At 63.5% G+C, this 12,056-nt stretch carries 5 protein-coding genes; 3 read left to right on the forward strand and 2 right to left on the reverse strand.

Annotated features, from left to right (window positions below; genetic code table 11):
* Window positions 1–33: 33 nt before the first annotated feature.
* Together DRV84_RS14095 and DRV84_RS14100 are read right to left on the reverse strand one after the other, a co-directional pair.
* Window positions 34–237, reverse strand: a complete 204-nt coding sequence (locus DRV84_RS14095) for a DUF6447 family protein (protein ID WP_115981840.1) — start codon at window positions 235–237, stop codon at window positions 34–36.
* Window positions 238–529: 292 nt separating this feature from the next.
* Window positions 530–6,769: a beta strand repeat-containing protein gene (locus DRV84_RS14100; protein ID WP_115981842.1), complete on the reverse strand. Its 6,240-nt coding sequence runs from the start codon at window positions 6,767–6,769 to the stop codon at window positions 530–532.
* 413 nt (window positions 6,770–7,182) lie between these two features.
* Here DRV84_RS14100 and DRV84_RS14105 point away from each other — a divergent pair, with 413 nt between their 5' ends.
* The 3 genes from DRV84_RS14105 to DRV84_RS14120 all read left to right on the forward strand — a co-directional run.
* Window positions 7,183–8,448 (forward strand): TolC family protein, encoded by a 1,266-nt coding sequence (locus tag DRV84_RS14105; protein ID WP_158547816.1) that lies wholly within the window; start codon window positions 7,183–7,185, stop codon window positions 8,446–8,448.
* A 373-nt stretch (window positions 8,449–8,821) separates the two neighbouring features.
* Window positions 8,822–10,882 (forward strand): ATP-binding cassette domain-containing protein, encoded by a 2,061-nt coding sequence (locus DRV84_RS16050; RefSeq protein ID WP_476748606.1) that lies wholly within the window; start codon window positions 8,822–8,824, stop codon window positions 10,880–10,882.
* A 9-nt stretch (window positions 10,883–10,891) separates the two neighbouring features.
* A partial coding sequence (locus DRV84_RS14120) for an HlyD family type I secretion periplasmic adaptor subunit (protein WP_115981846.1) occupies window positions 10,892–12,056 on the forward strand: 1,165 nt, incomplete at its 3' end.

Here is a 12,056-nt window from a genome sequence, read left to right on the forward strand (position 1 = left end):
TTGTCCCCCAGCCGCAGCGTCTTCGCCATGGCGTTACGCCTTCACCTTGTCCAGCTCGCGCTTCAGCGCCCTGGAATACCCCATCCGCGCAGTATCGCTCACGGCGAGCTCGTTCCGAAGCTGCTGGATCCGCTCGTCGCAGAAGCGGATGTTCGCGAGCTGCGCCCGCGCCTGTTCGCTCAGGTCGGCCAGCTTGTAGGTCTTGCCGTCGATCGTGATGGTCTGGTCGTCGGACATTGGTGGCTCCGTGAGTGGTGGATACTTCGCCGCCTTTGTAAAGCTGACGTGCCCGATCTTCAAACCGATTACGGACTTCGTCAAAGAATAAGAAAGACCCGCCGGCTGAGGGTACGGCGGGCCTTTCCAAGGCGTGGTCTTGCCTTTGTTCGTCAGAGCGGCCCGGGCGGGTTGCTCCAACACTGTCTCCCGCAAAGTAGGAAGGCCGAATGGCTAAAACAGCCATCCTACGGCAGCTCGCGGGAGACAATCAGAGGACCAGCCCCCCAATGAAGGGGGGCTGAAATTTGCCTTACGGTGCCGAAACACCATCGAAGTTACCTTCAGCCAGATTGGAGATGTCACCAAAGTCCGACAGTGTGGTGATCAGATCAATCGACGAGAAACCATTACCAGCCCCATTCACGGTAGTCTTGAAGACAAAGGCATCGCTGGACGCGTTATCATGGTCCGCCTTCACGACGGCATACGACACCTCGCTTGCCGCCTCCGCACTAGCGGCGTCGCCGGTCAACGCTGTGAACAAGTCACTCGCCGACATATTCGCGGCCGCATTAGTAACATCAAAGTCAGCCACAAACACACCGGCTGCCCCGGTATCGATATTTCCAGAACCCGATTCGGCGTAAACCGTCCCATCGACCCCGGTCAAATCGAGATCCAGAACATCGGCTTCACTCGCCGATGAGAAGTCGCTGATTGTGACACCACTGTCAGTACTCGCAAAGACGAACGTGTCAATCGCGTCAGTACCTGACACAGCGCCGTCCAGCTCATCGATTGTGATGCTGTCCTGATCATCCGCCGTAACAGTCGTGAAGGCCGAGAGCTGCGCATCCGTCAGCGTGACGTCAGCATCGTTGTCCGCGTCACCGAGGTCGAGCGTTTCCACATCAGTGATCGTATCATCGCTCAGATCGATGGCTTCGTCAGTGTTGATGTCGATCGTGTCGTTGTCGGCGATACCATCACCACCGTCGGTTCCGTCGATCACCTCGCTCGCCACGTCATCATCGGCATCCGTTATGATGAACGTGTCATCACCATCGCCACCAGACAGCGAGTCAATACCAGCACCACCGGTCAGCTCATCGTCGCCGTTACCACCGATGATGGCGTCGCCCTGATCTGTACCCACCAAGATCGAACCGGCGCCGTTAGTAGTCGCAGTGATCGTGATACCGTTAGTGGTGTCCGTCGCAGCCGAGGCATCGAAGTCGATACCATCCTCAACGGTGAACACTGCATCGGTAACAACAGCTGCGTTGTCGATGTCACCCGCAGCCGCTGCAGTATAGTTGGTCGTCACCGTTGCGGCGAGCGATGCACCGTTCGCGATGTCTACCCTATCCGCATCGCCAAAGTCGGTGATCTCATCATCGCCAGCATCGACAGTGAACTGATCATCGCCAGCGCCACCAGTCATGCTGTCGTTGCCAGCACCACCGGTCAACTCATCCGTACCAGCACCACCGTTCAGGCTATCGGCACCAGCACCCCCGGCCAGGGTATCGTCACCATCACCACCCGAAAGGGTATCAGCACCCTGGTCACCGTCCAGCGCGTCATCCCCTGCTGTACCGGTGATATCTTCGTCATCACTACCGCCCTGCACTTCGAGCAAGGCATCGGTGAGGGTCAGACCTGCCGAGTAATCGAGCGTGACCGAGCCACCGCCAGCGGATGCGCCGGTTACGATCAGCTTTTCATCGTTACCGTCATCCACGCCCGTCACAGCCGCAATGTTGTCCGCGCCTTTGACGTCCGTGTAGTCCACGGTCACTTCCGCATCCGACGCAAGCTCCACCGTCTCGACGTTGTCCAACTCTGCTGCATCGAACGCCGCATCGTTCGCCAGCTGCATGGTGTCGCTACCCGAACCACCGTCAACAGAGGTGTCATTGTCATCCGCGGCGATCGTGTCGTCACCTTCCCCGCCAGACAGGACATCGGCACCTGCCTCACCGTCGATGGTGTCGTTGTTGGAGGTACCGGTGATTGTATCATCGCCAGTACCACCATTGATCACCAGCGCCTCACCCTCGTAACCGTCGAAGTTAAGGGGGTCCGACATACCGGTTCCGACGACGGTCACCACTCCCGTCGTAGCCGCATCGATATCTTCGATGACTTGCTGCTCGTCTTCAGTGGTAACCGCGTTCACATTCGTGACAGTGACATCAGAGCTCGTCGTCTCTACGCGGGTATCGGCAGTGACGAGCGCATCTGTAAGCGTGGTCTCAGTACCTGTGATCGCAGTATTATTCGCCACGGTGACCGTACCTGTGGTCACACCACCAAGATTTCTCAGGTCAGAGGCGTCAAGCGCGGCAGCATCCCCTGCATCCGTAATGTTGAGATCCGCTGTAGCCGCGACGACGCCATCATCACCATCGACGAAGGCGGCATTGCCATTAACGAGGTCAGTCGCCAAAGCGCTACGAGCGCCTTCTATAACGACCGCATTCTCGAACGTAATCGTCCCGGTTGTTTCAGCGTTCAGCGTGTTGACGTCGGCTACGTCGATGACTGTCCCGTCAGCATCATTGGCGTTAAACGCAACATCTGCGGCGAGGTTAAGCGTGACAACTCCCTCGTCGGCATCAGCCACTGCCTGCAAGTCCTCAAGCGACCCGGTGACCGGTCCTACGGATGTGGCATCCAAAACCTCGGTATCGGCCGTATCCAGCTGTTGGAGCACCGCAGCCGTGGTTTCACCCGAGAGCGCGTCGACACTGCCGATTGCCGCTTCGACCGCGTCCACCTGGTCCGAAGTCATGTCGGTCAGATCAACGGTCGGCGTAGCGGCTCTACCAAGCAGCGCGGTGATTTCAGCAGCCGTCTGGTCACTGGTGACCGTCAGGTTGGAGATACCGCCATCCGCAATGCTTGAGGCATTCGCTGCAATGGCTGAAAGTTGATCAGAGGTCAGTGCTCCCGCATTTCCTGCGGTTGCGTCAACACCCGCATCCACCGCGTTCGTTAGGAGGGATGTGATCGTGCTAGCCGCATCATCGGTGTTGATGCTCAGGTTCTCGATACCGTCGGCCGCGACACTGTCGATGTTTTCAGCAATGGCCACCTTTTCGTCGGTCGAGATACCAGTGGCATCCACGGCCGCATCGGTGGTCTTGCCGAGCAATGCGCGAGCTTCGAGGCCGTCATCTGCTGCGCCAAGCCCCCCATTTGCTTCCGTATCGTCAGCGTTCGCGTCGTACGTCAGGTTGGTCAACGTGTCGACTACAGCGATCTCACCTGCAATATCTCGCAAATCAGTTCCGCTGATCCGAGCGTTGTCCGCCGTTTCACCTGCATCGATCGTCACGTCCGCCGAGCGGATCGTGTCGCCCAGGATATCTCCAATCACCGCAGCGTTGTCAGCGGTCAACGTGAATGTACCCGACAAACCGTCGGTATCCCATTCCGTGGTGGCACCGACAGCGTTGATCTGCTCGGCGCTCATACCTGTCAACTCGGCGGAAGCGGAGTTGTCGCCGGCCGTAAAGTCCGCGAGTCCCACAATGGTCGTGATATCAGCAGCCGCAACATCCTTATCGATGTACAGCGACCCAACAACGTTCGCAGTATCCACCTTTTCGACGGCCGCCGCGACAGCAGTCAACTGTGCTGCCGTCATGTCGGTCACGTCGACCGCAGCCGTCGGCCCGGCCAGCGTGTCGAGCAGCGTGGTGATCTCCGCCGCTGTGTAATCGGACGTAAGCTGGAACGTCGAGTCCGCTGCGATCGGAAGGGCGTCCTTCGCGATGCTGCCTTCAACCTTCGTCGTGCTTTCGAGGTTCAACGACGAACCCGCGCCGATTGTCGCGCCCTCATTCACGATCACCGTCGTGCCGTTGAGCGTGTAATCAGCGTCTGCCGGCACATCCTTGAGCTCAATGACGGGAGGCGTGTCGGTAGAAGGGTTAGTCACATCAACGCTCAGGTTGCTTGCGACGCTATCGCCGGAGCCAAGCGAACCAAGGTCGATCGTGCTATCTACATTGTTCTGTTCAACAATAAGCGTTTCCAAACCAGGCGCGACATAGTCGGCGTTGGTGTCGTCGCCACCACCGATGACGAGACCGCTATCCGCGTCGAGGACATCCAGGGTCAGCTGGGTGGTCTCCGGCGCCAAGTTGAACGCCGGCGTCCCGCCAGTGATGGTCGTTTCCCCCGCAGTGGTGTTGTCATCCAGCGTGAACTGCGTGACAGCCGAGCCGGTCTCGATACCACGAATGGCGATGTCATTTGCGCCCTCCAGCGTCAAAGTGGGCGTCGTATTTGTTTCACCGGAGAATACGAAACGCACACCAGCGGTCGATGTTTCAGCCGTGTCTGCGTCGCCAGTGTTGATGGTAAGACCTTGATCCACAGTGACAGAGCCGGTGCCGTCGAACAGAACAGTATTGCCTTGCGCGGTCGTAAGCGTGAGATCAGCATCATCAACCAGTTTGATGATATCGACCCCGTCCAGGTTAGCCTGCGTCAGATCAGTCTCGCCGGAAACCTCGAGGGTGACGTCTTCATTGCCCCCATCGGTTACAGCGAACTCATCCGTTGCAACAAAGGTTTCACCGGCCGCACCGACTTCAACCGTCACACCGTCAACTTCGACGTTATCGAGCACGATTACTTCGTCCTCGGCGACGTCGGTGAGGGTCAGCGTGCCCTCGAAGGGCGTGTTGGTCGCGGGATTGTTGCCCGGGTTGCCGACACCGTCGATGCCGCTGACAACTACCTCATCATCGTCAAGCTGCTGGAACTGGTCAGCTGTCATGGTGAGCGACGCATCGTCCGTCTCAGCCATGATTTCCACAGCGCCGACGCCCGCCTTCAGGTTGCCGAGTACAGTCGACGCTGTCAGCGTCACGTCCGCACCGTCCAGCGTGCGGACACTGACGAGATCACCATTGTCGATCGCGCTCAGGTCCAGGTCAGTCGTGCTGTCCACATCGACAATGGCCAGCTGACCATCATCATTGACGCTGTCCTTAGTCGAGAAGTTTGCAATCCCAATTGCGTCGACCTGGCCTGCAGTCAGTTGCAGCTGATCGGTCGTACCGAACACCACGGCGCCGACACCGCTGAGGTCGCCGCGGGTTGCGTCGACCGCATCATTGCCGTCGCCATCAATTTCGAGTGTGATGCCGGCGCCGATGTCGGCGGTGACAGCCGTATCCGAGTTCAGGATGGTCGTGCCGGAGCCGCCATCATCAGTCGCGTCGATCGTAAGATTGTTTACAGCCGTTGAGCCCGCGCCGAAGTCAGCAATCAGGCTCAGACGCGTTTCGCCGCTATCGTCGGCGCCGCTGACCGTCAGAGAATCAACGCCAGTCGTCTGGTCGGTGCCGGTGTAGTTGACGTCCGTGTGCGGCGCGACTTCCAGCAGCAGGTCAGCTTGAAGAGCGGATGCGTCAATGGTTGCCGTGCGGTCACCGTCAAACACGAGCCGGTTGTCGTCATTACCCGCGTTCAGCTCCGCGTCCCCGGAGATATTCAGAATGCGCAGCTCATTCTGGAAAACGATACCATTGATATCGTTGACACCATTATCATCCGTCGATGTCGAGGTAAGGTTAACGACCGACGTGTTGTGCATCAGCTCGATGTCGGTAGTCGTATCCTCGACAAAAAAGTCCGAAAGCGTGAGATCGAGCGCGCCCGCGCCACCCTTCACCGTAACCAACGTATCTTGCGAGAATGAACCCTGAAGCTCGACTTCAGCGGTCGCATTCACGTTACGGACTTCTAGCGTAGCGAAGGGATCTGCTGCTGCGTCAAAATTGAACGATCCCTCAGAGATTACCAGCTTTTCAAGGTCAGGCGCAGTGAATAGATCAAGGATGCTGTTTGTGGCAACGTCAGCCGAGTCGATAGTTGGCTCAAGCTCGTTTACGTCAATATCCCAGCCCGCCATTTTCGAGACCAGGTAATTATTCTCGTTGTTGACGACATTCACGACTTCTACGCCGTCGAGAGAGCCAACTTGCGCCCACGGGCCCTTCATGTTGACTTCAAGGGTATCAGTGCCTTCGCCCGCGACGATATCAATATTGTGAACTGCAAATGTGTCGGCGTAAAATGTGTCGTCGCCGTTCGAGCCCGTCACATCGAGGTACTGAGCTTCAACATCGACGACTTTAAGTGCGTCCACAAAGCTCTCGAGGGCACCCGCGGTCTCAGCCGTCGTCAACGACAGGTTGTCGGGCAGTTGTTCGATCGCACTGGTGTCGACGGTCGTGACCGCGTCAAGCTGCTGCAAAAACACACGGCCAGAAGCTTGTACGGCTGTCTGATCTTCCGGCTCGGCCGGGGCGACCGGATCGTCGCCGTCACCGCCGCAGGCGGCCAGGGTGAGGGCCATGGTGGACACGGCTCCGCCACGCAGCGCGCGCTGGGCATTCTTCTTTTCCCACATCGCGACGAAGCGCGACGTGATGTCCTGCTTGGCGTCAGCGGTCGACACGGTGTTCGCTGCCTGCAGACCTGCCTCGTCTTCCAAGCGGTTGCTATCCGCAAAGTCTTTAGCCATTCGATCAATCTCCCATCCATCGCGACGTTACGTCGACTGGGGCCAGTCGAGTCTCTACGCTGTGAAGCATACGTTCTGTATTGCTTCTATATAAATATTTTACGATAAACAGTTATCGATAAAAATTTTCGATAGTGTAGCAACCTTTTTTCGGGTATCTGAGGTGGGTAGGCGCGGCGCCGTGGAGCATCGAGCGCTGACAGCACACTTTTTGATGGGCCATGATAAACGCGGTACGGGGCGAGGCAGGCATGAGCGACAAGCGGACGCGACCGGACGTACGAGCGCGCGGCGCTACCTCCGTTGCGTGCAAATGGCGAGTGGCTGTGCGCGCGGGGACCGCCGTTGCCGCAACATTGCCGTTGCTCGCCTGCACGTCGGATGAGGCTGCGCTGGAGGATGCGGGCGCGGCGATGACGGCGACGTTGTCGGCTTCCGCCGAGGCGCCGGCGGCGGCCTCCGCCTTGGATCTCGGCGACGGCTTCGTCCCGGCGATCCGTGCGGCGGTGCGGCAGGATCCCGGGTTCCGGGCGGCCGAGGGCGCGGCCGTGGAGGCGGTTCAGAGCATCGGCGTCGCGCGGGCGGCGCTGCGCCCGCAGTTGAGCGCCAACGCGAACCTCGGCGCCATCCAGGAGACCATCGACGGCGACAGGGAGACCACGACCGGCGGCGCCGGCGGGCTCGACCTGTCGCAGCTCGTCTACGACGGCGGCGAGAGCGCCGCCGCGATCCGCCAAGCGGCCGCCGAGGCGCTCGCCGCGCGCGCCGAGCGGGACGTGGTCGCCAACGAGCGCGCGCTCGAGGCCGCGCGCGCCTGGATCGACGCCTGGCAGTTCGACGCGCGGCTGGCGCTGCTGCGGGGGCGCACCGGCCAGATGGACGCGCTGATGACGCAGATGGAGCGCATGGCGAGCAGCGGCCTCGTCGATCGCGCCGCGCTGGATGCCGCGCGCCGCCAGATCGTCGATATCCGGCTCGGGGAGCGGCGGCTGCGCGCCGAGCGCGAGGATGCGCGCACCCGCCTCGCGCGCTTCTTCGGCGAAACCCCGCCGACGGTCGAGCGGCCGTCGATCCCGCAGGTGGTGACCGCCCCCGAGGCCGCGACAGAGGCCGGGACCGACACGGCGCCCGACGTGGTGCGCCGCGCCGCAGAGCTTCTCGTGGCCGAGAGCGCCGTGGCGCAGGCCGAGGCCGCCTTCCGGCCGAAGGCGACGCTCCGCGCCGGCGTCACCTCCCCGATCGAGGAGAGCGAGAGCACCGACGTCACGCTGGGCCTCGGGCTCAACTACACCTTCAACGACGGCGGACGCCGGCAGGCCACGCTGGAGGCGGCCCGCACGCGCCGGAGCGCCGCGGAAAGCCGCTTGAGCGACGCGCGGAGCTCGCTCGAGAGCGAGCTCGCCACGACGCGCGCGCAGCTCGCGTCGGTCACCGACTCGCTGCCCCTCGTCGCGCGCCAGATCGAGTTGAGCACCTCGGAGGCGAAGACGGCGCGGTCCCAGATCGCGACCGGGCAATCCAACCTGCGTCAGCTCGTCGAGGCGGAGATCGAGGCCTACCGCGCCCGTGACCGGCACATCGCCCTGCGCGCCGAGCGCGACCTTCTGAGGCTCACCATCGCGGCGCGCACCGGCGCGCTCGCGCGGCGTCTCGAGATCACGCCCGCGGCGGCGGACTGACCCGCCTGAAGGAAAGGACACGCGCGCGATGCAGGCCAGACGGAGCGACACGCTCGACGAGGACGCCCAAGACGCCGAGGGCGCCGCGACCGGCGCGGCCGTGACCGATCAGGACACGGGCGCTCAGGACACGGGCGCGGCGGAAGGGCCCGACCCGGCGGCGGCCGCAGAGGCGCCCGAGGCGGGCCACGAGGGTGGCGCCGACCCCGATCTGCCGCTGATCCGCGCCGTGCAGCACATCCTGTCGCTCTCGGGCATGGCCTTCTCCACCGGCGCCGTGCGCGACTTGCCGGAGCTGACGAGCGCGCGCTTCGACCCGACCGCCGCCGTGTCCGCGCTCCGCCACGTGGGCTTCGACGCGAGCTACGGCGAGATGAAGCCCACCGCCCTCTCGCCCCGGCACTGCCCGGCGATCGGCTTCACCGCGGCGGGCGACGCCGTGGTCGTCGCCGAGATCGGCGACGGCGGCAAGGCCCGCGTCCTGCACTTCGACGCCGAGGCCGCGCCCCGCGAGGAAACGCTGAGCAAGGCGGAGCTCAAGCAGCGGCTCAAACCCTTCTTCGTCCTCGCGCGGAAGGTGCACACCGCCTCGAAGCCCAGGGGCAAGAACGACTGGTTCTGGGGCTCGCTCCGGCAGGGCAAGTGGCTCTATTTCCAGGTGCTCGTCGCGGCGGCGCTGACCAACTTCCTCGGCCTGTCGACCTCGCTCTTCATCATGGTGGTCTACGACCGGGTCGTCCCCAACGCCGCGATCGAGTCCCTGATCGCGCTGACCGTCGGCGTGCTGATCGCCCTCGGCTTCGACTTCATGATCAAGACGCTGCGCGCGCAGTTCGTCGACAAGGCCGGCAAGCGCGCCGACGCGCGCATGTCGCGCCTGATCTTCGACCGCATCCTCTCGATGAAGCTCGACAGCCGCAAGCAGAAGTCCGGCGCCATGGCCAGCATCGTGCGCGAGTTCGACACGCTGCGCGAGTTCTTCACCTCCGCCACGCTGGTGGCGATCGTCGATCTGCCGTTCATCTTCTTCTTCATCTGGGTGATCTCGCTGATCGCCGGGCCGCTCGCGCTGATCCCGCTGATCGCGGTGCCGCTCGTGATCATCGCGGGCCTCGGCATCCAACCGTTCCTCGCCCGGATCACCGCCGGCTCCATGCAGAGCAACATGTCCAAGCAGTCCGTCCTCGTGGAGACGCTGAACGGGCTCGAGACCGTGCAGGCGACGGGATCGGGCCGGCTCATGCGGCAGCGCTTCGAGGAGGCGGCGGACGCTCAGTCCGACCTCGGGCTGCGCAGCCGGATGCTGTCCAACTTCGCCATCAACTCGGCGGCCTCGATCCAGCAACTCGCCCAGATCGGCACCATCTTCTACGGCGTGTTCCTGATCCAGGACGGCACGATCACCATGGGCGCGCTGATCGCGGCCGTGATCCTCGGCGGGCGGACGCTCGCGCCGCTCTCGCAACTCGCCTCGGCCATGTCCCGGGCGAACGGCGCGCGGGAAGCCTATCGCTCGCTCTCGGCCGTGATGACGCCCGACGAGGCGGACGAGGCGGCGGCCCCGCCCGCCCGGCTGAGCCGACCGCANCGGACGCTCGCGCCGCTCTCGCAACTCGCCTCGGCCATGTCCCGGGCGAACGGCGCGCGGGAAGCCTATCGCTCGCTCTCGGCCGTGATGACGCCCGACGAGGCGGACGAGGCGGCGGCCCCGCCCGCCCGGCTGAGCCGGCCGCATCTGACCGGCGAGGTCGAGCTCAAGGGCGTGAGCTACACCTTCCCCGGCGCGAACCGGCCGATCCTGCGCGATCTCTCGCTCAATATCCCCGCCGGGCAGAAGGTGGCGATCGTCGGGCGCATGGGATCGGGCAAGTCGACCATGGCGCGCCTCCTCTCCGGCCTGATCGAGCCGAGCGAGGGCGCGGTCCTGATCGACGGGGTCGACCTGCGCCAGATCGACCGCTCCGACGTGCGCCGCAACATCGGCGTGATGCTGCAGGAGACCTGGCTGTTCTCCGGGACCGTCAAGGAGAACCTGCAGATGGGCTTTTACGAGTACGACGACGCCCACCTCCTGCAGATCGCGAAGGTCTCCGGCGTGGACGACTTCGTGGCCGGGCATCCGCAGGGCTACGACATGGAGCTCCGCGAGCGCGGCGAGGGCCTGTCGGGGGGCCAGCGCCAGTCCATCAACCTCGCGCGCGCGCTCCTGCACGATCCGAGCCTGCTCGTCCTCGACGAGCCGACGAGCTCCATGGACACCGCGACCGAGAAGGCGACCATCGGGCGGCTCAAGGACTGGGGCGGCGACCGGACCATGGTCATGGTCACCCACCGCAACGCGCTGCTGGAACTGGCCGATCGCGTCCTCGTCATGGATCAGGGGACGGTGGTGGCCGACACCACGCCCGACAAGCTGCGCACGCAAGCGAGGTAAGAAAGGCCGATGTCGGATATCGACTTCAAGAGCCTGTCGAGGGAAATGGCCGGCCGCGAGGGCTTCGCCGGATCGACGATCCTCGTCACCGTCATCCTGCTCGTCGCCGCGCTGGTCGGCTGGGCGAACTACGCCGAGCTCGACAACGTCACCCGCGGCGAGGGGCGGATCGTCTCCTCCCTGCAGAACCAGATCGTGCAGGCGGCCGAGGGCGGCGTCATCCTGCGCCGCTTCGTCTCGGAGAACACCACCGTCGACGAGGGCGAGGTGCTCTACGAGATCGACCCGGTCGACGCCTCCAGCGAACTCAACCAGATCGAGCAGCGCCTCGCCGCGCTCGACATCAAGGAGTTGCGCCTGCGCGCCGAGATCGAGGGACAGGACTTCGAGGTGCCCGCCGAGCTCGAGGCCCGCGCGCCGATGGTGGCGCTGACCGAGCGCAGCCTCTTCGCCGCGCGGCGCGCCGAGCTCGCCGGGCAGCTCTCCGTGTTGCAGCAACGTCTGCGCCAGCGCGAGCAGGACCTCCGCTCGGCCGAGAGCACGCTCGGCACGGCCGAGCGCACGGTGGGCTTTCTCGAGGAGGAGATCGCCGTCGTCGAGCCTCTCGTCCAGGACAACATCGCCCCCGCGACACGCCTTCTGGAACTGCAGCGTCAGCTCGAACAGACCCGCGGCGAAGGCGATCGCGCCGCGGTCTCCATCGAGCAGGCGCGCTCCGGCATGGCCGAGCTCGAAAACGAGATCGAGAACGCGCGCGCCAACTTCCGCCTGCGCGCCATGGAGGAACTCAACACCGTCGTCGCCGAGCAGAGCGAGCTCGCCGAGTCGCTGCCCCGCCTCGAGGAGCGCGTCAGCCGCACGGTCATCCGCGCCCCGATGGACGGCATCGTGAACAAGCTCAACTTCCGCACGCCCGGCGGCTACGTGAACACCGGCGACGCCGTGCTCGAACTGGTGCCGACGGGCGAGGCGCTCATCATCGAAACCCGCATCGCGCCCCAGGACATCTCGCGCATCCGCGTCGACGACGCGGTGCGCATCCGGCTCTCGGCCTACGATTCCTCCAAGTACGGCACCGTCGACGGGCGCGTCCTGCGCATCAGCCCCGACGCCGTGGTCGACGAACAGAACGGCGGGCAGAGCTACTACACCATCGACGTCGCCATCGAGGGCG

The organism is Rhodosalinus sediminis (genome assembly GCF_003385555.1).
Lineage (GTDB): Bacteria > Pseudomonadota > Alphaproteobacteria > Rhodobacterales > Rhodobacteraceae > Rhodosalinus > Rhodosalinus sediminis.